This is a genomic window from Campylobacter concisus (genome assembly GCF_902460845.1).
Lineage (GTDB): Bacteria > Campylobacterota > Campylobacteria > Campylobacterales > Campylobacteraceae > Campylobacter_A > Campylobacter_A concisus_X.
The window spans coordinates 381119-402180 of record NZ_CABPVS010000003.1 but is presented as its reverse complement, the minus strand read 5'-3'; the positions used below and the strand labels follow the sequence as shown (position 1 = coordinate 402180).

The 21062-nt window shown below is 38.6% G+C and carries 21 protein-coding genes; 19 read left to right on the top strand and 2 right to left on the bottom strand.

All coding sequences use genetic code 11. The features are described from left to right. Positions 1 to 2: 2 nt before the first annotated feature. From pglA to F3H00_RS04965, 14 genes are all read left to right on the top strand, one after another. Positions 3 to 1118, top strand: coding sequence for a N,N'-diacetylbacillosaminyl-diphospho-undecaprenol alpha-1,3-N-acetylgalactosaminyltransferase (pglA, locus tag F3H00_RS05030; RefSeq protein WP_148798693.1), 1116 nt, complete (start codon positions 3 to 5; stop codon positions 1116 to 1118). Then, complete coding sequence (pglC, locus tag F3H00_RS05025) at positions 1111 to 1716, top strand: undecaprenyl phosphate N,N'-diacetylbacillosamine 1-phosphate transferase (RefSeq protein WP_021088589.1); 606 nt, start codon at positions 1111 to 1113, stop codon at positions 1714 to 1716. The genes pglA and pglC overlap by 8 nt, the downstream gene beginning before the upstream one ends. Continuing rightward, positions 1703 to 2293, top strand: coding sequence for a UDP-N-acetylbacillosamine N-acetyltransferase (gene pglD / locus F3H00_RS05020; protein ID WP_107770761.1), 591 nt, complete (start codon positions 1703 to 1705; stop codon positions 2291 to 2293). Before pglC ends, pglD begins: the two co-directional genes overlap by 14 nt. A gap of 48 nt (positions 2294 to 2341) precedes the next feature. Next, complete coding sequence (gene pglE / locus F3H00_RS05015; RefSeq protein ID WP_148798695.1) at positions 2342 to 3433, top strand: UDP-N-acetylbacillosamine transaminase; 1092 nt, start codon at positions 2342 to 2344, stop codon at positions 3431 to 3433. Beyond that, a complete protein-coding gene (gene pglF / locus F3H00_RS05010; protein ID WP_148798697.1) occupies positions 3434 to 5215 on the top strand; it encodes a UDP-N-acetylglucosamine 4,6-dehydratase (configuration-retaining) in 1782 nt (593 codons plus the stop codon). It begins immediately after the preceding gene. Between the two features lie 2 nt (positions 5216 to 5217). Continuing rightward, complete coding sequence (locus F3H00_RS05005; protein ID WP_148798699.1) at positions 5218 to 6114, top strand: PDC sensor domain-containing protein; 897 nt, start codon at positions 5218 to 5220, stop codon at positions 6112 to 6114. Continuing rightward, the gene (gene hisH / locus F3H00_RS05000) at positions 6111 to 6722 is read left to right on the top strand and encodes an imidazole glycerol phosphate synthase subunit HisH (RefSeq protein ID WP_148798700.1); all 612 of its coding nucleotides are present in this window, start codon (positions 6111 to 6113) and stop codon (positions 6720 to 6722) included. The genes F3H00_RS05005 and hisH overlap by 4 nt, the downstream gene beginning before the upstream one ends. Beyond that, positions 6722 to 7432: a 1-(5-phosphoribosyl)-5-[(5-phosphoribosylamino)methylideneamino]imidazole-4-carboxamide isomerase gene (hisA, locus tag F3H00_RS04995; protein WP_148798702.1), complete on the top strand. Its 711-nt coding sequence runs from the start codon at positions 6722 to 6724 to the stop codon at positions 7430 to 7432. Before hisH ends, hisA begins: the two co-directional genes overlap by 1 nt. Before the next feature lie 63 nt (positions 7433 to 7495). Then, positions 7496 to 7861, top strand: coding sequence for a chemotaxis response regulator CheY (locus F3H00_RS04990; RefSeq protein ID WP_002939933.1), 366 nt, complete (start codon positions 7496 to 7498; stop codon positions 7859 to 7861). Next, positions 7861 to 8694, top strand: coding sequence for a 50S ribosomal protein L11 methyltransferase (locus tag F3H00_RS04985; RefSeq protein ID WP_148798705.1), 834 nt, complete (start codon positions 7861 to 7863; stop codon positions 8692 to 8694). Before F3H00_RS04990 ends, F3H00_RS04985 begins: the two co-directional genes overlap by 1 nt. Further along, the gene (gene ftsH / locus F3H00_RS04980) at positions 8687 to 10612 is read left to right on the top strand and encodes an ATP-dependent zinc metalloprotease FtsH (protein ID WP_148798707.1); all 1926 of its coding nucleotides are present in this window, start codon (positions 8687 to 8689) and stop codon (positions 10610 to 10612) included. Before F3H00_RS04985 ends, ftsH begins: the two co-directional genes overlap by 8 nt. Positions 10613 to 10614: 2 nt before the next feature. Continuing rightward, positions 10615 to 11241: a phosphatidylserine decarboxylase gene (locus F3H00_RS04975; protein WP_103629424.1), complete on the top strand. Its 627-nt coding sequence runs from the start codon at positions 10615 to 10617 to the stop codon at positions 11239 to 11241. Continuing rightward, on the top strand, positions 11234 to 11965 hold the full coding sequence (pssA, locus tag F3H00_RS04970) for a CDP-diacylglycerol--serine O-phosphatidyltransferase (RefSeq protein WP_072594435.1): 732 nt from the start codon (positions 11234 to 11236) through the stop codon (positions 11963 to 11965). The genes F3H00_RS04975 and pssA overlap by 8 nt, the downstream gene beginning before the upstream one ends. Positions 11966 to 12110: 145 nt before the next feature. After that, the gene (locus F3H00_RS04965) at positions 12111 to 13625 is read left to right on the top strand and encodes a 2-isopropylmalate synthase (RefSeq protein ID WP_148798709.1); all 1515 of its coding nucleotides are present in this window, start codon (positions 12111 to 12113) and stop codon (positions 13623 to 13625) included. A 216-nt stretch (positions 13626 to 13841) separates the two neighbouring features. On the opposite strand, the gene F3H00_RS04960 is transcribed toward F3H00_RS04965, so the two are convergent. Beyond that, positions 13842 to 14492 (bottom strand): tRNA threonylcarbamoyladenosine dehydratase, encoded by a 651-nt coding sequence (locus F3H00_RS04960; protein ID WP_148798711.1) that lies wholly within the window; start codon positions 14490 to 14492, stop codon positions 13842 to 13844. After that, positions 14482 to 15258 (bottom strand): 5'/3'-nucleotidase SurE, encoded by a 777-nt coding sequence (gene surE, locus F3H00_RS04955; protein WP_148798713.1) that lies wholly within the window; start codon positions 15256 to 15258, stop codon positions 14482 to 14484. The genes F3H00_RS04960 and surE overlap by 11 nt, the downstream gene beginning before the upstream one ends. 102 nt (positions 15259 to 15360) lie before the next feature. Here surE and lpxB point away from each other — a divergent pair, with 102 nt between their 5' ends. From lpxB to F3H00_RS04930, 5 genes are all read left to right on the top strand, one after another. Then, positions 15361 to 16395, top strand: coding sequence for a lipid-A-disaccharide synthase (gene lpxB, locus F3H00_RS04950; RefSeq protein ID WP_148798715.1), 1035 nt, complete (start codon positions 15361 to 15363; stop codon positions 16393 to 16395). A gap of 3 nt (positions 16396 to 16398) precedes the next feature. Then, positions 16399 to 16884 carry a transcription elongation factor GreA gene (greA, locus tag F3H00_RS04945; protein ID WP_087584011.1) on the top strand — a complete coding sequence of 162 codons (486 nt, stop codon included), beginning with the start codon at positions 16399 to 16401 and terminating at the stop codon, positions 16882 to 16884. A 63-nt stretch (positions 16885 to 16947) separates the two neighbouring features. After that, positions 16948 to 17739 carry a UDP-2,3-diacylglucosamine diphosphatase gene (locus tag F3H00_RS04940; protein ID WP_148798718.1) on the top strand — a complete coding sequence of 264 codons (792 nt, stop codon included), beginning with the start codon at positions 16948 to 16950 and terminating at the stop codon, positions 17737 to 17739. After that, on the top strand, positions 17739 to 18692 hold the full coding sequence (locus F3H00_RS04935) for a chemotaxis protein (RefSeq protein WP_021091802.1): 954 nt from the start codon (positions 17739 to 17741) through the stop codon (positions 18690 to 18692). Before F3H00_RS04940 ends, F3H00_RS04935 begins: the two co-directional genes overlap by 1 nt. Positions 18693 to 18700: 8 nt before the next feature. Beyond that, positions 18701 to 21055 (top strand): hybrid sensor histidine kinase/response regulator, encoded by a 2355-nt coding sequence (locus F3H00_RS04930; protein ID WP_148798721.1) that lies wholly within the window; start codon positions 18701 to 18703, stop codon positions 21053 to 21055. Positions 21056 to 21062 lie beyond the last annotated feature (7 nt).

Sequence of the window (21062 nt, the reverse complement as noted above, 5' to 3'; positions counted from 1 at the left end):
AAATGGCAAGGATAGGGTTTTTAAGCCACGCTGACATGAGTATACACTTTTTTAGACGCCCTATTATGCAGGCTTTAAAAGATATGGGGCATGAAGTTTTTGCTATCGCTCCAAAAGGTGACTTTACTGAGGAGCTTGCTAAAAGCTTTCACGCTGTTACATACGAGCTTGACAAGGCTAGCCTAAATCCACTAACTGTGATAAATAACTCAAAAAAACTATCTCAAATTTTGGGCGAGCTAAATTTAGACCTGCTTCAAACTGGCGCTCACAAGTCAAATGTATTTGGCACGTTTGCTGCCAAAAACGCTGGCATAAAACACGTGATAAATTTGGTGGAAGGCCTTGGTAGCTTTTATATAGATGATGATATTAAGACAAAGGCTGTGCGTTTTGTCATGGAGAGTCTTTATAAATTTTCATTCGCAAAGGCCGATGCTTGCGTGTTTGTAAACGACTCGGATGCTGATTATATGATTTCAAAAAATTTGATAGATAAAAGTAAAGTTTACCGCATAAAAAGTGTCGGCGTGGATACTGCTAAATTTGATCCAGCTATCACGCAGGCAGCTGACCTGGGTGATAAAAAGGTAATTTTAATGATCGCAAGAGCCATGTGGCACAAGGGCGTTCGTGAATTTTACGAGGCAGCTGAAATTTTAAATGGCTACAAAAACTGCGAATTTGTCTTTGTGGGCGAGGGCTTTGCTGGTAATAAATCAACTGCTGACGAGAGCTTTTTAAAAGGTGGCAAGGTGCGATATCTTGGCGCTAGAAACGACATACCGCAGCTTTTAAAGGCTTCTTATTTGCTAGCACTTCCTAGCTATAAAGAGGGCTTTCCAAGAACGGTTTTAGAGGCGATGAGCATGGCTAAAGCAGTCGTTGCAAGTGACGTGACAGGCTGCAATGAAGCTGTAAAGGACGGCTACAACGGACTTTTATGCAAGGTAAAAGACGCAAATGATCTTGCTGGAAAGATAAAAATTTTGCTTGATGACGAAGCACTTTGTGCTAGACTTGGGCAAAATGGCAGAGACTGGGCGGTTAGCGAGTTTGACGAGAAGCAAATCGCGAAAAGATATATAGAAATTTATAGGAAATTTATAGATGTATAGAAATTTTTTAAAGAGGGTGATTGATATTTTGGGGGCTTTGTTTTTGCTCATTTTAACGTCGCCTATCATTATAGCAACGGCGATTTTTATCTATTTTAAGGTGAGCCGTGACGTAATTTTTACGCAGGCAAGACCGGGTCTAAATGAGAAAATTTTTAAAATTTATAAATTTAAAACGATGAGCGACGAGCGTGACGCAAATGGCGAGCTCTTGCCAGATGAGCAGCGCCTTGGTAAATTTGGCAAACTGATCCGCTCTCTTAGCCTTGATGAGCTACCACAGCTCTTTAACGTGCTAAAAGGCGATATGAGTTTCATCGGACCAAGGCCGCTTTTGGTCGAGTACCTACCCATCTACAACGAAACGCAAAAGCACCGCCACGACGTGCGCCCTGGTATCACGGGCCTAGCACAGGTAAATGGCAGAAATGCCATAAGCTGGGAGAAAAAATTTGAATATGACGTCTATTACGCTAAAAATTTAAGCTTTATGCTTGATGTAAAGATCGCTTTGCAGACCATAGAAAAGGTGCTAAAACGAAGTGGTGTCAGCAAAGAGGGGCAGGCGACGACGGAGAAATTTAATGGCAAAAACTAAGAAAATTTACATATACGGAGCGAGTGGGCATGGCCTTGTGGTTGCTGACATCGCTAGAAATAGAGGCTATGATGAGATAGTTTTTTTAGATGATGCTAGCGAGTGTAAATTTAGCCCAGAGCTTGAAAAAGCCGACATCATAATATCCATAGGTGATAATAAAACTAGGCAAAAGATCAGCCAAAAGGTGGAGGCTACTGGCTTTGAGATAGTAAATTTGATCCATAAAAGCGCGGTTGTGAGCGAAAGTGCTGTGATAGAAAAAGGCGTAGTTGTCATGCCAAATGCCGTTATAAACGCAAAAGCTCGTATAAAAGAGGGCGCTATCATAAACTCTGGTGCGGTGATAGAGCATGAGTGCGTGATAGGCAAATTTGCTCACATCAGCCCAAATGCAGCCCTTGCTGGAAATGTTAGCGTGGGCGAATTTACGCACATAGGTATCGGCTCAAGCATCATTCAAGGCATAAGTATTGGCAAAAATTGCATCATCGGCGCTGGAAGTGTGGTTGTAAGAGATATAAAAGATGGCATAAAGGCTTACGGCGTACCTGCATGCGAGCGCGCTAAGATATAAATTTAAAAATAAGTGCTAAAATCGCCAAAAAATCACGAAAGGGATGAAATGGATAGGGTTTTTTTATCTCCACCAAATATGAGCGGAAAAGAGCAGGAATATATAAAAAAAGTTTTTGAAAGCAACTATATAGCGCCACTTGGCGAGTATGTTAATAAATTTGAAGAAAGTATAAAAAGCTACACCGGAGCAAAAGATGCTCTTGCACTAAGCGCTGGAACGGCGGCGCTTCACCTAGCACTTCGTGTCCTTGGCGTGAAAGAGGGCGACTTTGTGCTGGCTTCTAGCTTTACTTTCATGGCTTCAGTCTCGCCTATACTTTATGAAAAAGCAACTCCAGTATTCATAGACTGCGATGAGAGCTGGAATTTAAGCCCAGAGCTACTTAAAAAAGCGATCTCAAATTTACCTAAAAAGCCAAAGGTATTAGTCGTTACTCATCTTTACGGTCAAGCTTCAAAGATGAAAGAAATTTGTGAAATTTGCCAAAACGAGGGCATCGCTTTAGTTGAAGATGCAGCTGAAGCACTTGGCGGATTTTATGGCGGTAAGGCACTTGGCACATTTGGCGTGATGGGTGCATATAGTTTTAATGGCAATAAAATAATCACCACTTCAGGTGGCGGTATGCTAGTTGGTGACAAGGAATTTGTAGAAAAAGCGAGATTTTATAGCACTCAAGCTAGAGAGCCACTGCTTCACTATGAGCACAAAGACTATGGCTATAACTACCGTTTAAGTAACGTGTTAGGCGCTATTGGCGTGGCTCAGATGGAAGTTTTGGAAAAAAGGGTCGAGCAAAAGAGAAAAGTCTTTGAAATTTATGAAAAAGAGCTTGGCGATATTTTAGAATTTATGCCAGAACTGCCAAATTCTCGTGGTAACAGATGGCTCACAACTGGCGTTTTTGCCAAAAAAGATGCACATTTAAAAGTTATAAAAGCACTAGCTGATGTAAACATCGAGAGTCGCCCACTTTGGAAGCCTATGCATTTACAGCCTGTATTTAATGGTGCGTTAAGCTTTGTCGATGGATATAGCGAAGATCTATTTTCAAGAGGAATTTGCTTGCCAAGCGGTAGCGATATGAGCGAGGAAACGCAAGCAAGAGTGATCAAACTAGTCAAGGAAAACGCCTAAATGTTTCATGCGACAAAGTTAAAAAGGCTTATATTTTTCCTTACTGGCGATATTTTTATATTTGCGTTTTCGATATATGCGGCTTATCTTTTGAGATTTAACGCAAATATCCCAGACATCTACGTTCAGGGCCTTTTTGTAACGGCTGGATTTTTGATTATTTTTAAGCTATTTTTTCTATGGATGTTTAAAATTTACAAGGTGCCGTGGAGATTTTTTGGGCTAAATGAAGCTCGCAAAATTTTCTTAGCTCACGTTTGCTCAGCGGTTTTGTTTACGATCATATTTTTCATAATACAAGACTTCTTTAATCCATACCCAAGAAGCGTTATTTTCATTGATCTTCTAATTTCATGCCTACTTATTGGACTTTTGAGAATTTCAAAGCGCATGGTGCTTGACTTTTCAAACAAACCTCACAAAGGAGAGCCATGCGTGGTAATCGGTGCTACATCAAAAGCACTTCACGTTTTGCGTGGCTTAAAACAAGGCTATCTCGACTATTACGCAGTTGGCGTGGTAGATGGCAGGAGTGATCTTGTTGGTACTTATTGTGATGGATTTTTAGTTCAAGATAAAAAAGAAATACCAAGCCTTATAAAAGACTACGACGCAAAGACCGCTATCATCGCGCTTGCGCTAGATCAAGACGAGCTTCAAGCCTTAGTTGATGAGCTAACTGGATATGGCATAAGAGATATGAAGCTCTTCTCTCTTATCGAAAATGAGCCGATCAAGGATATCTCGATCGAAGACTTGCTAGCTAGAAAGCCAAAAGACTTAAATCCAGAAGCTATTTCAAATTTTTTAAAAGATAAAAGAGTGCTTGTCACTGGAGCTGGAGGCAGCATAGGAAGTGAAATTTGTAAGCAGTGCTTAAAATTTGGTGTAAGTGAGCTTATAATGGTCGAGCATAGCGAGTTTAACCTTTATAAAATAGGCGAAGATACAAGAGATAAAAGAACTGTTAGCAAGCTTGTAAATATCACAAATTTAAAAGACTTTGAAGAGGTTTTTGAAGAATTTAGACCAGAGATTGTCATCCACGCTGCAGCCTACAAACACGTACCACTTTGCGAGCTAAATCCTCGCTCAGCAGTTGAAAACAACATCCTTGGCACAAAAAATGCAGTCGATCTTTCTAAAAAATATGGTGCTAAGAAATTTGTCATGATCTCTTCAGACAAGGCTGTGCGCCCAACAAACATAATGGGTACAACTAAGCGTGTTTGCGAGCTTTATGCGCTAAATTCAAACGAAGCAGGTGTCTGCGAGATAGTTTGCGTGCGCTTTGGTAATGTCCTTGGCTCAAGTGGCTCAGTCATACCTAAATTTAAAGCACAAATCGCTGCAAATAAGCCACTAAGCGTCACTCACCCAGAGATCACAAGATACTTTATGCTTACATCTGAAGCGTGCCAGCTGGTCCTTCAAGCAGCCTCTATCGCAAAAGGTGGAGAGCTTTTCGTGCTTGATATGGGCGAGCCAGTTAAGATCGTCGATCTTGCTAAAAAGATGCTTCTGCTTTCAAATAAAGAGCATTTAGGTATCGAATTTGTAGGGCTTAGACCTGGCGAGAAGCTTTATGAGGAGCTGCTTATCAACAAAGATGACGTTCAAACTAAGTATGAGTCAATCTTTGTGACACACTCACAGCCTTATGATCTGACCCTTTTAAATTCACAGATAAATGGGCTTTTGCAGCTTGAAGATGACGAGGTGGCACCTGCTCTTAAGGTGATCGTACCAGAGTTTAACCATGCATTAAATTTAAAAGGCTAGTTTTGGTTATAAAAGATATTAAGAGATTTAGTGACACGAGATACAAGGCAAGGGCGTATATCTGCTATTTATTTAGTAGAAATTTACCAAACAGACTGCCTGGAGTGTGCTTAGAAAATATAAAAGCTGGCTTTGATAAGATCAGCCACGAGATAGAAAATTTTGATGCACTATACATTTTGGACGAAAATGGCATACAGATCGAAGACTCGATCAGCCTAAATGAAAAGTATAAAATCCCAAAAGGTGAAAACCGCGCAAACAAGGCATACTACTACACTGCCGTGCGCGAGAAAAGGTGCGTTTTAAGCGATCCATATCCATCAAGTCTAAATGGAGGTTTGTGCGTCACAGCAAGCGTGCCTATCTATAATGAAAAAAATGAGCTTAAATTTATCGCTTGTATCGATATAAGCCTAGAAAATATCCTAAATATGGTCGATAGCGGCTTTGTTGAGGAGCATTTTGGTAGATTTTTGAAGACAGTTTATGCGCTCTTTTGTGCATCACTTTTTATGATTTGTGCATTTTTATTTTGGCACGGGGTAAAGAGCTTTATCTCAAAAAGTATCGAGCATATAAATGTCGAAGAAATTTTTGAATCAACTATCATTTTAACGCTGGCTCTTGCCATTTTTGATCTTGTTAAGACGATATTTGAAGAAGAGGTTTTAGGTAAAAATTACGAAGAAAATAGCGTTATTTATAAGACGATGGTGAGATTTATCGGCTCAATTATCATCGCACTTGCTATCGAAGCGCTTATGCTAGTCTTTAAATTTGCTATTACTGCACCTGAAAATATCATAAACGCTATCTATCTAATAGGCGGCGTGGCGATGCTAATGGCGGCACTTAGCTTTTATCTTTTTAGCGTAAAAAGGCAAGAGAACAGATGATTGCTATTATTGATTATGGTGCGGGCAATATCAAAAGCGTAATAAATGCTTTTGATTTTCTTGACAAAAAATGTGCCTTAGTAAGTAAGCCTGAAAATTTAAAGGAGTATTCGCACATTGTTTTACCAGGCGTTGGAGCTTTTGGTGAGGCGATGACAAAGCTAAAAAATAACGGTATGGACGAAGCCGTAAAAGAAGCCGTAAAAAGCGGCAAAGCTTTTATTGGTATTTGCCTTGGTATGCAGCTTTTATTTGAGCGAAGCTTTGAGTTTGGCGAGCATGAGGGACTTTCTCTTTTGCCTGGTGAGGTCGTAAAATTTAATGAAGCTAATTTCGATAAGCCATTAAAAATACCTCACATTGGCTGGAACGCTTTGGAATTTAAGCAAAATAGCCCATTAAATTTAGGACTAAAAAAGCTTGAGTATTTATATTTTGTACATAGCTATCATGTGGTTTGTGATGATAAATTTGCACTGGCAAAGACGACTTATGGATATGAATTTACAAGTGCGGTTTGGCATGAAAATATCTTTGGCTTTCAGCCTCATCCAGAAAAAAGTCATGAAGCTGGACTTAAAATTTTAGAGAATTTTGCGAGGTTATGATGGAAATTTTTCCAGCGATAGATCTAAAAGAGGGGCAAGCAGTTAGACTTAGCAAAGGTCTTATGCAAAGTGCAAAAATTTATAGCAACGAGCCAAGTGAACTTGCTAAGAAATTTGAAGATTATGGCGCAAAATGGCTTCATGTGGTTGATTTGGATGGTGCATTTGTTGGAGAGACGATAAATTTTAAAACAATTGAAAAGATTACAAAGGCTACAAATTTAAGCGTCCAAGTGGGTGGTGGCATAAGAGATGAAGAGCGAATAAAACGCTATTTAGACCTTGGAGTTAGCAGAGTGATCCTTGGCTCAGTTGCTCTTAGAGATCCAGAATTTACAGCAAAAATGGCTGAAAATTATAGAGTTGTAGTTGGCATTGACGCAAAAGATGGCTACGTGGCCGTGCAAGGTTGGGGCGAGATCTCAAATATAAAAGCAGTCGATCTTGCAAGAAAATTTGCAGATGTTGGCGTGGAAGCTGTGATTTGCACTGATATTAATAAGGATGGAATGCTTGGCGGAGTTAATATTGAGTTTAGCTTGCAAATAGCTAGAAATAGCAAGCTTGAGACAATAGCAAGTGGTGGCGTGAGTGATATAAATGATGTTTTGATACTAAAAGCCACAAATGAGATTAGTGGCGTAATAGTTGGGAAAGCCTACTATGAGGGGTTGCTTGACCTAAAAGAGGCCTTTAAACTACTTAGATAGCGTTAAAGCTTTTATAAATTTAAATTAGCTAGAATAGGGCAATTTTTACTAAAAGGATATTATGTGAAGATTTTGGTTGTAGATGACAGTTCAACAATGAGAAGAATCATAAAAAATACTTTACAAAGGTTAGGACATCAAGAAATTCTTGAGGCTGAGCACGGTCTTGAGGCCTGGAATATCTTAACTCAAAACGAAGGTATCGAAGTTCTTATCACTGACTGGAATATGCCTGAGATGAATGGTCTTGAGCTTGTTAAAAAGGTAAGAGCAGAGCAAAAGTATGTTGATATGCCTATCATAATGGTAACAACAGAGGGCGGAAAAGCCGAAGTTATAACAGCTTTAAAAGCAGGTGTTAATAACTACATCGTTAAACCTTTTACGCCACAAGTTTTAAAAGAGAAGCTTGAAGACGTTCTTGGTTAATGAAAGATAAATTCTACGAATTAAGCATAAAAACATCAAATTTTTATGATGAAATTTTAGAACTAGTTTTCTCTTTTGGAGTTACCTGTGTTGAAGAGCTAGATCACGAGATCATCATCAGGGAAGAGTATGATCTAAAAGATATAGCTTGGGGTATCGAAGAGTATGCAAAAGGGCTCTCTAGTGTTCGTAAAATTTCAAATGATTTAAAAATTTCTCTTAATTTAAAAGAAAATAAAGACTGGCTAGGTGAATATAAAAAGGCAGTTAAGCCTATTTTGGTTGATAAAATTTATGTTAGACCTAGCTGGGAAGAGCCACTTAATGGCGTAACAAATATCATAATCGACCCAGCTCTAGCCTTTGGCTCAGGGCACCATGAAAGCACAAATTCTTGCTTGCAACTTTTACAAAAATATGCAAAAAGTGGCAATACTGCTTTAGATGTAGGTTGTGGAAGTGGAATTTTAAGTATTGCCTTGGCAAAGCTTGGCTGTAAGGTCGATGCTTGCGATACAGACGAGCAAGCTACGCAAAGTTCACTTAGTAATGCCGAGTTAAATGAGGTTAAATTTAATAAAATTTGGACAGGTTCTATCGCAAATTTAGAGCAAAAATATGACATTGTCGTAGCAAATATCATTGCTGATGTCATTTTTATGCTCTCAAATGACTTAAAAAAATCGCTTAAAAAAGGCGGCTACTTGGTATTGTCAGGAATTTTAAACAAATACGAAGATAGGATTAAAGATACATTTAAGGATTTGGAGCTAATTGAGATAAAGCAAAGTAACGATTGGAGTAGCTTTGTTTATAAGGAAATAGATGAATAACCAAAATAATAACCAAAACAATGGCAACAATAACGGTTTTTTTAATAAAAATCCTATTTTTATTTTTGCTATTTTTGCAATAGTTATAGTTTTAGCTTTTAGAAGCTTTAGTGGAGACGGACTTGGTGGCTCTTTTGAGCTAAATAGCAATGCCCAGAGTAAAATGGTAGCTTATTCTGAGTTTAAAGATATGTTAAAAAATAAGCAACTAAATGAGGTTGCTATCTCAGAAACTACCATAAAAGGCATAGGTAGTGACAAAACTATCTATCTTGCAAAACGTATAAATGATCCAACGCTCATTGGCATACTTGAGCAAAATGGCATAACTTACAGCGTTTATAGCGAAAATAGCTGGTTTGGCGATCTTTTGTTTTCATGGATTATTCCTGTTTTTATATTTTTTGCCATTTGGATGTTTATTGCTAGTCGTATGCAAAAGAACATCGGCGGTGGCATACTTGGCATAGGAAGTGCAAAAAAGCTTATAAATTCTGAAAAGCCAAAAGTTAAATTTGACGATGTTGCGGGTGTCGAAGAGGCAAAAGAAGAGGTTCAAGAGATAGTTGATTATCTAAAAAGTCCTGATAAATACCTAAGACTTGGGGCAAAAATTCCAAAAGGAATTTTGCTAGTTGGCCCTCCAGGCACAGGTAAAACACTTCTTGCAAGAGCAGTTGCAGGTGAGGCTAGTGTACCATTTTTCTCTATGTCAGCATCAAGCTTTATAGAGATGTTTGTCGGTGTTGGTGCAAGTAGAGTTAGAGATCTTTTTGAAAATGCTAAAAAAGAGGCTCCAGCGATCGTTTTTATAGATGAAATCGATGCGATTGGTAAAAGTAGAAATTCTGGTCCAATGGGTGGCAACGACGAGAGAGAGCAGACGCTAAATCAGCTTCTTTCTGAGATGGACGGCTTTGATGCGGATAAATCACCAGTCATTGTTATAGCAGCTACAAATAGACCTGAAGTTTTAGATGCTGCGCTTTTAAGACCAGGTAGATTTGATAGGCAAGTGCTTGTTGATAAGCCTGATTTTAAAGGACGCTGCGACATTTTAAAAGTTCACATGAAAGATGTAAAGATTGGCAAAGATGTAAATATCGAGGATATCGCAAGGCTTACGACCGGTTTAGCTGGCGCTGATCTTGAAAATATTATAAATGAGGCAGCACTTCTTGCAGGACGTAAGTCAAAGACTTTTGTCGAGCAGGCCGATCTTGTGGAGGCCGTTGAGAGATCGATTGCTGGTCTTGAAAAAAAGTCTCGCCGCGTAAATCCAAAAGAAAAAAGAATCGTCACTTATCATGAGTGTGGTCATGCCTTGATAGCTGAGCTAACAAAAGGTGCAAAAAGGGTAACAAAAGTCTCAGTCGTACCACGTGGTCTTGCGGCACTTGGCTATACTCTAAACACACCTGAAGAGAATAAATTTATGATGCAAAAGCATGAACTGATAGCAGAAGTAGATGTGCTTTTGGCTGGTAGAGCTGCTGAAGAGGTATTTATTAAAGAAATTTCAACTGGAGCTAGCAACGACCTAGAGCGCGCGACCGATATCATAAAAGCTATGGTTAGTATGTATGGTATGAGCGATGTTGCTGGTCTTATGGTGCTTGAAAAGCAACGTGCTACGTTTTTAAATGGTGGTCAAAGTATCAAAGATTACAGTGATAAGATGGCTGAGAAGGTTGATGAGTTTGTAAAAACGCTTCTTCATGAAAGATACACAGCTGTGCTTGGTTTGCTTGAAATTTATAAAGGCGCTATTGAAAATATGGTATCAGCACTTTATGAAGAAGAAACAATCGAAGGAAAAAGAGTTAGAGAGATCATTAAAAACTACGAGATCGAAAATAGTTTAGAGACCAGGCTTGTAGAGACTGAAGAAGACGAAAAGAGTAAAAAAGAGGAATAAAAATGAGTGGCTATATCGCGAAAGCAGGATATAAATTTATATTATTTTTTCTAATTTTATTTGTTTTATCTTTGCTGTTTGGGATCTTGCCACTATTTTTTGCTATTTTATTCTTTTTGAGTCTTTATTTTTTTAGAGACCCTGAAAGAGAGCCATTTTCTGATGATAAATTGGCTTTACTATCGCCGATTGATGGCAAGATAAAAGAGATCAGTGCTTCAAATTTTGATAATAATGAAGTAGCTAAGATCGTTATAAAAAAATCTTTTTTTGATGTTGGTACATTAAGGGCTGTAAGTGATGTAAAAGTAGCTGAAATACGCAAAAGACATGGCTTATTTTTGTGTCAAGCTATGAAAATTTCAGAATTTTTAAATGAAAGAGCGATTATTCGCTTTGAAAAAGAAAATATAAAATTTGTTATGAAAATTATAGCTGGAGCTTTCAGTCGAAGTTTAGAAATTTCAAATGTTACTAGCCTGAAAGCATCTAGAAAATTTGGTTTTTTAGGAAGTGGTGAGGTGATTTTATACCTGCCAAGAGATACTAAGATATGTGTAAGCGTTGGAGAAAGCGTAAAGGCTGCTTCACTTTTGGGATATTTTGAAGAGGGAAAAAGAGATGAATAACATACAAAAGATGCAACTAATGTATATCTTGCCAAATTTATTTACAGCAGCTAGCGCTTTTTTAGGTGTTATTAGTATTATTTCATCTATTCAAGGTAACTATTTTAAAGCCATTATTTATATAATCTTATCACTTATTTTAGATGGACTTGATGGGCGTGTGGCTAGACTTACAAAGACAACTAGCAAATTTGGGGTAGAGTTTGATAGTCTTGCAGATCTTGTTGCTTTTGGTGTAGCGCCAGCGATTTTATTTTATTTGACTATTGGTAAAAATTTTGGCAGATTTGGGGCACTTATAGCTGCTATGTTTGTGGTTTTTGGAGCTATCAGGCTTGCTCGTTTTAATGTCACTACTGGCACATATGAGCCAAATGTTTTTATCGGACTTCCTATACCATCAGCAGCTATTGTGAGCGTACTTTGGGTTGGAATTTATATCGACTATACTTTTTTAGAAGGATTTGAGTGGTGCTTGATGCTACTTGAAGCTACTTTGGCAGCTTTAATGGTTAGTAACATTCGCTATCCAAGCTTTAAAAAAATAAATTTAAAACAAACTCATGTGATAAGAATTTTAGTAGCTCTTGTAGTTGCGTTTTCGATGCTTTATCTATATCCATTTGAAAGTGCGACTTTGGTTATGAGCGTCTATATGCTTTATGGCATAGTAAGAGCCACTATAATGTTTAGTAAAAATTCCAAAAAAAAGGAGAGCGAATGAGCGAAAATGGCGTCATAAAATCACGTAAATTTTTACCAAAAATCGAAATCAAAAACTCTCTACTGCTGCTACTTAGGTAGCAAATTTCTCTTTACTTAACTCATCAAATTTAAAATTTAAATATAAAAAATAAAAAAGGACAAAAATGGATAAGAATAAAATTATAATCTTTGATACAACTTTAAGAGATGGTGAGCAAAGCCCTGGTGCATCGATGAATACAGCTGAAAAATTACAGATCGCACTTCAGCTTGAAAGGCTTGGCGTGGATGTTATGGAGGCGGGATTTGCAGCAGCAAGCCCAGGGGATTTTGATGCGGTAAATCAAATAGCAAAGCAAGCCTCAAATATCACGGTTTGCTCTCTTGCACGCGCAGTTGAGCGTGATATCAAGGCAGCTGGCGAGGCATTGGCTCCAGCTAAAAATAAGAGAATTCATACATTTATAGCAACAAGCCCAATTCATATGGAGTACAAGCTAAAAATGAGCCCAGATGAAGTAATAAAACGTGCAGTCGAGTCTATAAAATACGCAAAAACTTTTTGCGATGATGTGGAGTTTAGCTGCGAGGACGCTTGTAGAAGTGAAATGAGCTTTTTAAAAGAAATTTGTGATGCTGCCATAAATGCGGGTGCAAAAACTTTAAATATCCCTGATACAGTTGGCTATTTATATCCTGAAGAGATAACTGCTCGCATTAGTGAAATAGTAAAATTTGTAGGCGATAGAGCCATAATATCTGTGCATAATCACAATGACTTAGGCATGGCTACGGCAAACTCGTTAGCGGCTATAAAAGCTGGTGCAAGGCAGGTCGAAGGTACGATAAATGGCATAGGTGAGCGTGCTGGAAATGCTGCGCTTGAAGAGATCGTGATGGCTATCAAAACCCGCCAAGACGTTTTTGCTCCACTTTATACAGAGATTATCTCAAAAGAAATTTATCCAACTTCAAGACTGATTGCTAGTATTATAGGCATTGAGCCTCAACCAAACAAAGCTATCGTTGGTAAAAACGCTTTTGCTCATGAGAGTGGCATACATCAAGACGGCGTGTTAAAACATAAAGAGACCTATGAGATAATTAGCGCTGAGAGTATAGGCCTTGAGAAAAATTCTCTTGTTTTAGGTAAGCATAGTGGTCGCCACGCGTTTAAAGATAAGCTTGCTAGCCTTGGATTTGACCTTGATAGCGATGCTCTTAATAAGGCATTTGAAAAATTTAAAGAGCTAGCTGATAAGAAAAAAGAGATCTTTGATGATGATATTAGAGCTCTTGTGGCTGAAGAGATTACAAAAATTCCACAAGCTTATGAGATCACGGCTCTTCTTCAAAGTAGCGGCGGAAGCCTTGCAAGTGCTTCAATTAGTATAAAACACAATGATGAGATCATCAGTGACTCAGCTCTAGGAAATGGTACCGCTGATGCGATATTTAAGGTGGTTGATCGCATTAGTGGCATTAGTGGCACGCTAAAAGACTATAAAGTGGCATCTGTTTCTCAAGGCAAGGATGCACTTGCAAAGGTTGATGTAAAGGTCGAGTTTGAGGGCAAAACGGCTGTAATAGGCCATGGACTTGACATAGATACTATGATGGCAAGTGCAAAAGCCTATGTTGGCGCACTAAATAGCTACCTTCGAATACATAAAAACTAAAATTTTAGCCGGCTGTTAAAATTGCAGCTGGCTACTTTAAATTTAATCCAAAAACTATATAAATTTTTAAAATTCAAAGTCTTTATTTAAAAAATAGAATTTTACTATCTTTGCAAATTTTAAAATCTTACTCACTCGCCTTAGCAGACTACTAAATTTATAGCCAAAAAATGCCAGCTTTAATTTAAAATTTTGCTTGGAGAGTAAATTTTTGACTTACTGCCCAACTATCTTTTTAACAGCCAGTGAAGCTAAATTTAGCCCAAAGCAGGCAGTCACACCCATGAAACTTCCAAGTGGCTTGCAAAGTGGCTCTTCTGTCGAAAAGACCACGTCAAATTTACCGCTAAAGCCTGATCTTTTGAGCTCATATCTATATTTTCTAGCTAGTGGATCGACCGAAGTTTTCCAAACGCTAGCCACCTTTATCTTAGTTGGATCGATCCTTTTTGCCCCACCCATCGAGGCTATAAATTTGCTAGGTTCCACCGCATTTGCAAGGGCGATCTTGGCAGTGATGTCATCGATTGCATCAATCACCACATCAAATTTACTAAAGTCAAAACCAGCAATAAATTCTGGCGTGATCAGCGTCTGAATAGGCGTGATACAAGGATAAATTTTGGCAAATTCCTCCACCTTTGCACAGCCCACGTTTTCGCTGTAAATTTGGCGATTTTGATTTGTTATGTCAAAGATGTCTTTGTCGATTAGAGTGATGCTTCCGACCCCGCTTCTAGCAAGCGCATCCACGCACATTCCGCCCACACCACCAGCTCCGCAAACTAGCACTTTCGCACTTTGAAGCTTACTAAAACCATCCTCGCCAAAGAGCCATCTTATCCTTGTAAATCTATCATTTTGCATCAAATTTCCCCTTTAGGCTCTCCAAGCTCTCGTATGAAGTCATATTTAGTTTTATGGGCGTTATCGTCGCAAAGCCCTCATTTACCTTGCTGATGTCATTTGGCTCGCCCTCTTCGTACTCAAGCGCAGCATTTCCAAGCCAGTAGTACTCGATCCCTCTTGGATTGCGATTAAGCGTAGCATGCGTGGCGTAGGTGCGTTTGCCAGCTGGTACTACGGAGTAGCCTTTAAAATTTTTGCTAGTTGTGGCTGGGATATTTATATTTAGGAATTCTCTTTGATTTAGCGAAATTTCACCCTCTAGCACCTTTGGTACGATAAATTTCACCACCTCTTTTGCTAGCTCAAAGCCAAGTTCATTTAATGAATTATTTGCATAAAACTGCGAAAAGGCGATACTTCTAATGCCTTGCAAAACGCCCTCCATCGCCGCTCCGCACGTGCCAGAGTAGGTTATATCTTCGCCTAAATTTGCTCCGTGATTTATGCCACTTATCACTAGATCTGGCTTTTTATTATAAAGTGCGTGAAGTGCGAGATAGACGCAGTCGCTGGGCGTTGCGTCGTCAAGTTTAAAAAAGTTATCATCAAGTTTTATAAATCTAAGCGGCCTTGTGAGAGTTAGCGAGTGAGCGCAGGCTGATTTTTCAGAGCTTGGAGCTACGATTGTGACATTTACGTCTTTTAATTCGCTCAAAGCTTCTTTTAAGGCAAGCAGGCCAGCTGCCTCAAATCCATCGTCATTTGTTATCAAAATTTCTTTCAAATTTTATCCTTTAAAGGGTTGGATTTTATCACAGCTTTCTTAAAATTTTAAAGAATTTTTGCGTATAATGCCCCTAAAAAAAGACCAACCGAAAGTGTGAAAATGAAAATTTTAGTCTCCGCTCTTGAGCCATCAGCAAATTTGCATTTAAAAGAAATTTTGAAAAATTTCGAGGGCGAATTTGAGCTAATGGGAATTTTTAGCGAAGAATTTGGCACGCCATATATGAAAAGCAGCGAGTTTTCTGCGATGGGCTTTGTCGAGGTTTTGCCACTCATCTTTAAGGCAAAAAAAGCGATGAAAGCGATGAGTCAGATGGCAAAAGAGGCTGATGCCATGCTACTAATAGACAGCCCAGCTTTTAATCTGCCACTTGCAAAGGCGATAAAAGAGGCTGGCTCAAAAGCAGCCGTGACATATTACATCTTGCCTCAAGTTTGGGCGTGGAAGCCAAAAAGAGTGAGTATAGTTGAGAAGTACTGTGACAATCTAGCTTCAATCCTGCCGTTTGACTCTAAATTTTATAGCCGTTCAACCTATGTTGGACATCCTTTGATGGATGAGATAAAGCTTAAAAAAACTAGTCTAAGTAGCAGTGGCAAAGTGGCATTTTTGCCGGGATCAAGAAGGTCTGAAATTTCAAGACTTATGCCAGTTTATAGAGAGCTTGCTAAAAAGATAGAGGCTACAAGGCTGCTTGTCGTGCCGCCATTTTTACTTGATAAAGTGGATGAAATTTATGGCGATGTGAGCGATTTTGATATCGTCTCAAACACGCCTGAGGCTTTGTATGAGAGTGATTTTGCTTTTGTTTGCTCTGGCACTGCTACGCTTGAGGCAGCGCTCATTGGCACACCATTTGTGCTAGCTTACAAGGCAAAAGCGATAGATGTTTTCATCGCTAGGAAATTTGTAAAGATCAAGCACGCAGGACTTGCAAATATAATGTTTGACTTCATGGGTAAAGAGCCACTTCATGAGGAGTTTATCCAAGAATTTGCAACGGCTGAAAATTTGCTAAGAGCCTACAAGAGCTGCGATAGGCAGAAATTCTTAAAAGGCTGTGATGAACTAAGGGTTTATTTAGGGCATGGCAGCAGTAAAAATGTAGTAAAAATTTTAAAAAATATGGAGTAAAAAATGAGTGAACCAATGACAATATACGGATATGAAAAAATAGAAGCTGAGCTAAAGGATTTAAGGCTCGTGCAGCGTCCTCAAATCGTAACTGAGATAGATATCGCAAGAAGTCACGGTGACCTAAAAGAAAATGCTGAGTATCACGCAGCAAAAGAGAAACAAGCCTTTATTGACGCTAGGATCGCAGAGCTAAGCGCGCTTCTGGCAAATGCTGAAGTGATTGATCCAAGTAGCTATGAGCACGATAGAGTTAGATTTGGCTCAAGCGTTACGATAATGGACGAGGAAACCGAAATAGAGCATACATATACGATAGTTGGCATTAGTGAAAGCGACATCGACAAAGGCTATATCTCGATAAACTCACCTCTTGCAAAGCAGCTTTTGGGCAAGGCCGAGGGCGATGAAGTGGTGCTAAATTTACCAAAAGGTAGAAGCGACGTTGAGATTGTAAAAATTTGCTATAAGCCTATAAAATTTGACTAAAAAGATGATGCAAAGAGCTAGAAACTGCTTTTTGGCTCTGCTAATTTTTAATTAAGGCAAAATTTGAGCGAATATCTATATGCCCCCATTATAAAAGAAGGCGCGATCTTTATAGCTGATGCGCATGAAAATGTAAACCGAAATGGCTTTTTAAAATTTTTAAGAGCCATTGATAGCGGGGAGATCAAAGAGCCGCCACAAATTTTTTTATTAGGCGATATGTTTGATTTTTTAATGGGCGAGGGCGAATACACAAGAGAATTTTACGCTGAGCACTTAAGACTTATCAATAAAATTTCACAAAAGGTAGAAATTTTTTACTTCGAGGGCAACCACGATTTTAGACTTTCAAATTTATTTAATAAAACAAGAGAAATTTGGGATGGGCACGAGATGCTGCGCTATAAAAGCATTAGGGTTTATGATATTTATGATCAGCCAGCAAATTTTAAGACGATCAATGAAGAGCGCGTTCAGATCGCACATGGCGATATATTTTTACCTTTTGTAGATAAATATGCACTTAGATTTTTGCGTCTTAGATGGTTTTTAAAATTTATGAATGCTTTGGATAAATTTTTAAATTTTAAAATATCAAAAGCGATACTAGCCAAACTTACTAAGAAAAATTTAGACTATAAAATTCCTAATTTTAAGGAGTTGATGAGTAAGCATTTGCAGGGATATGAGGCTAATATCGTGGTAGAAGGACACTATCATCAAGGTGAGAAATTTAACATTTACGATAAGTTTTATATAAATTTACCTTGTTTTGCATGTGAGCAAAGTTATTTTGTTGTAGAATACGCCCAGCAAAAATTAAATTTGCTCAAAATGAGTTTGAAAGGACATTGATGTTTGGAGATAACGTACTAAAAACGGACTCAAACGAGATGGAACTTGTTGATTTTCGTATCTTTAAAAAGACCGAAAACAAAGTATATGAAGGAATATACGGAGTCAATGTCGCAAAGGTGCGGGAGATCATTAAGATGCCAAATCTTACAGAGCTTCCTGGCGTTCCCGAGTATATCGAGGGAATTTTTGATTTAAGGGGCGTGGTGATCCCTGTCATAAATTTGGCAAGATGGATGAATATTATCGAGCCAACTGAAGGCGTAGTTATAAAGCCACGTGTTATTATTGCTGAGTTTAGTGGTATTTTGATCGGTTTTATCGTCCATGAGGCAAAAAGGATCAGGCGCATAAGCTGGAAAGATATTGAGCCAGCAAATTTTGCTTCAGGTTCTGGCGCTTTAGACAAAGGCAAAATAACAGGCGTGACAAGAATAGAAAATGATGAAGTTTTACTTATCCTTGATCTTGAAAGCATAGTAGAAGAGCTTGGAATTTACTCACCAAAGATCGAATTTGATGTAACAGACGATCAAAAGTTAAAAGGTGCTGCTTTGGTTTTAGATGATAGCTCGACCGCTAGAAAACTAGTAAAAGATGCACTTGAGAAGATGGGACTTAGCGTGGTTGAGGCTAAAAACGGCGTTGAGGGCTTGGAGAGAATGGAAGAGCTTTATCAAAGATACGGAGATAACCTATCAAGAGAGCTTAGAGTTATCTTAAGTGATATCGAAATGCCACAGATGGATGGCTACCGCTTTGCTTCAACTCTTAAAAACGATGAAAGATTTAAAGAAGTACCAATAGTATTTAACTCCTCATTGAGTAATGATTTTAGTGAAATCAAGAGCAAAGAAGCTGGTGGTGCGGCGTATCTTACAAAATTTGATGCAAGCATATTTTATCAAGAAGTGCTAAAAGTTATTGAAGCACATTCTAAATCTGCAAAATGAGGTGAAACATGGATGATATGAAAGAAATAATGGAAGACTTTTTAATAGAGGCTTTCGAACTTATTGAGCAGATAGATCACGACCTTGTTGAACTTGAGTCAAACCCTGAAGATTTGGAATTATTAAATAGAATTTTCCGTGTTGCTCACACAGTAAAAGGTAGCTCAAGCTTTTTAAATTTTGATGTTTTAACAGAGCTTACTCACCATATGGAGGATGTTTTAAATAAAGCTAGAAAAGGCGAGCTAAAAATCACTCCAGACATTATGGACGTAGTTCTTGAGTCAGTCGATATGATGAAAGGCTTGTTAAGTAGCATTAGAGATCATGGAAATGATACGGCTGCTGGCATTGATATTAAAAATATTTGCGCAAGACTTACTCAAATTTCTGAAGGTGAGGCTCCAGCAGCAGTTCCTGAAGCTCCTGCCACGCCAGTATCTGAGCCAACACCAGAGCCGGCAAAAGAGCCAGAGCCGGCCACGCCTGCCGAAGAGGCACCAGAGATAAGTGATGCTGAGCTTTCAAAGCTAAGTGATTCAGAAGTCGAAGCAGAGATAGAAAGACTCTTAAAGGTTAGAAAGGCTGAGGATCAAGCAAGGCGTGCTTCAAAAGGTATAGCCCCAAAATCTCCTAGCGAGATAGCCCCGGCTGCAAGTAGTACTTCAGCTCCAGCTGCAAAAGCAGAGAGTAAAGAAAAAGAGGGAGATAAAAAGGTCCCAGCAGCAAGTAGTGGTGCAGTAGCGCAGGAACAAACTATACGCGTTGAAGTAAAAAGACTTGATCATTTGATGAACCTAATCGGTGAGCTTGTTCTTGGTAAAAACCGCTTATTAAAAATTTATGATGACGTGGAAGAGAGATATGAGGGTGAGAAATTCCTTGAAGAGTTAAATCAAGTAGTCTCAAGCCTAAGTCTAGTTACGACTGACATTCAGCTTGCCGTTATGAAGACAAGAATGCTTCCAATAGCAAAAGTCTTTAATAAATTCCCACGTATGATACGCGATCTTAGCCGCGACCTTGGTAAGCAAATCGATCTTGAAATTTCAGGTGAAGAGACTGAGCTTGATAAGTCAATCGTAGAAGAGATCGGCGATCCACTAGTTCACATCATCAGAAATTCATGCGATCATGGTATCGAGGATCCTGAGACAAGAAAGGTTGCAGGCAAGCCAGAAAAAGGTCTTGTTCAGCTAAAAGCTTACAATGAAGGTAATCACATCGTTGTTGAGATAGTTGATGATGGTAAGGGTTTAGATGCTGACATGCTTAAATCTAAATCGATAGAAAAAGGCATTATCACTGAACGCGAAGCTGATGCGATGAGTGAAAAAGAGGCATTTGGACTTATTTTTAGACCAGGATTTTCAACTGCGGCAAAAGTTACAAACGTATCTGGTCGTGGTGTTGGTATGGACGTTGTTAAGACAAATATCGAAAAACTAAACGGTATCATTGATATTGAAAGTGAAGTTGGAAAAGGCACAGTTATGAAGCTTAAAATTCCACTCACACTTGCGATTATTCAGTCGCTACTTGTTGGAACTCAAGAAGAATTTTATGCTATTCCACTTGCTAGCGTTCTTGAAACTGTTCGCGTGCCGATTGATGATATCTACACGATCGATGGCAAAAATGTACTAAGACTAAGAGATGAAGTCTTATCTCTTGTTAGACTCTCTGATGTATTTGGTGTAGAAAAAGCATTTGATGGTGGAGATCAAACTTATGTCGTAATAATCGGTGTTGCTGAAGCAAAACTAGGTATTATCGTCGATACTTTGGTTGGACAAGAAGAGATTGTTATTAAATCAATGGGTGATTATTTACAAAATATCCCAGGTATTGCCGGTGCGACTATTAGAGGTGATGGCCGTGTGACATTGATTATAGATGTTGGTGCTATGATGGAGATGGCAAAAGATATCAAGGTAGACATTAGAGCCGAAATAGAAGATAGCACAAAAGCAAAGGAAAAACCAAGTGATTATAAAGTCTTGATAGTTGATGACTCAAAAATGGATAGAACTATCATGCAAAAAGCACTTGAACCAACTGGGGTAACGATAATAGAAGCCACAAACGGTGTTGAGGCATTAAATATCGTAAAATCTGGAGAACACTCCTTTGATGCGATTTTGATAGATATTGAGATGCCAAGAATGGATGGATATACACTAGCTGGCGAAATTAGAAAATACTCTAAGTATAGAAATTTACCACTTATTGCTGTTACATCAAGGACGTCAAAAACAGATAGATTGCGTGGTGTAGAAGTTGGAATGACTGAGTATATTACAAAACCATATTCAGCCGAGTACTTAGAAAATGTCGTTAGAAAGAATATAAAATTAGCTTAGGGGTAAG

Bases quoted from the DNA above. Each gene is read 5' to 3' on its own strand.
- F3H00_RS04930 (WP_148798721.1), top strand. From the start codon at position 18,701: ATGGATGATATGAAAGAAATAATGGAAGACTTTTTAATAGAGGCTTTC.
- pglE (WP_148798695.1), top strand. From the start codon at position 2,342: ATGGATAGGGTTTTTTTATCTCCACCAAATATGAGCGGAAAAGAGCAG.
- hisH (WP_148798700.1), top strand. From the start codon at position 6,111: ATGATTGCTATTATTGATTATGGTGCGGGCAATATCAAAAGCGTAATA.
- F3H00_RS04975 (WP_103629424.1), top strand. From the start codon at position 10,615: ATGAGTGGCTATATCGCGAAAGCAGGATATAAATTTATATTATTTTTT.
- F3H00_RS04965 (WP_148798709.1), top strand. From the start codon at position 12,111: ATGGATAAGAATAAAATTATAATCTTTGATACAACTTTAAGAGATGGT.
- F3H00_RS04935 (WP_021091802.1), top strand. From the start codon at position 17,739: ATGTTTGGAGATAACGTACTAAAAACGGACTCAAACGAGATGGAACTT.
- lpxB (WP_148798715.1), top strand. From the start codon at position 15,361: ATGAAAATTTTAGTCTCCGCTCTTGAGCCATCAGCAAATTTGCATTTA.
- pglF (WP_148798697.1), top strand. From the start codon at position 3,434: ATGTTTCATGCGACAAAGTTAAAAAGGCTTATATTTTTCCTTACTGGC.
- pglC (WP_021088589.1), top strand. From the start codon at position 1,111: ATGTATAGAAATTTTTTAAAGAGGGTGATTGATATTTTGGGGGCTTTG.
- pssA (WP_072594435.1), top strand. From the start codon at position 11,234: ATGAATAACATACAAAAGATGCAACTAATGTATATCTTGCCAAATTTA.
- F3H00_RS04985 (WP_148798705.1), top strand. From the start codon at position 7,861: ATGAAAGATAAATTCTACGAATTAAGCATAAAAACATCAAATTTTTAT.
- hisA (WP_148798702.1), top strand. From the start codon at position 6,722: ATGGAAATTTTTCCAGCGATAGATCTAAAAGAGGGGCAAGCAGTTAGA.
- greA (WP_087584011.1), top strand. From the start codon at position 16,399: ATGAGTGAACCAATGACAATATACGGATATGAAAAAATAGAAGCTGAG.
- F3H00_RS04960 (WP_148798711.1), bottom strand. From the start codon at position 14,492: ATGCAAAATGATAGATTTACAAGGATAAGATGGCTCTTTGGCGAGGAT.
- pglD (WP_107770761.1), top strand. From the start codon at position 1,703: ATGGCAAAAACTAAGAAAATTTACATATACGGAGCGAGTGGGCATGGC.
- pglA (WP_148798693.1), top strand. From the start codon at position 3: ATGGCAAGGATAGGGTTTTTAAGCCACGCTGACATGAGTATACACTTT.
- ftsH (WP_148798707.1), top strand. From the start codon at position 8,687: ATGAATAACCAAAATAATAACCAAAACAATGGCAACAATAACGGTTTT.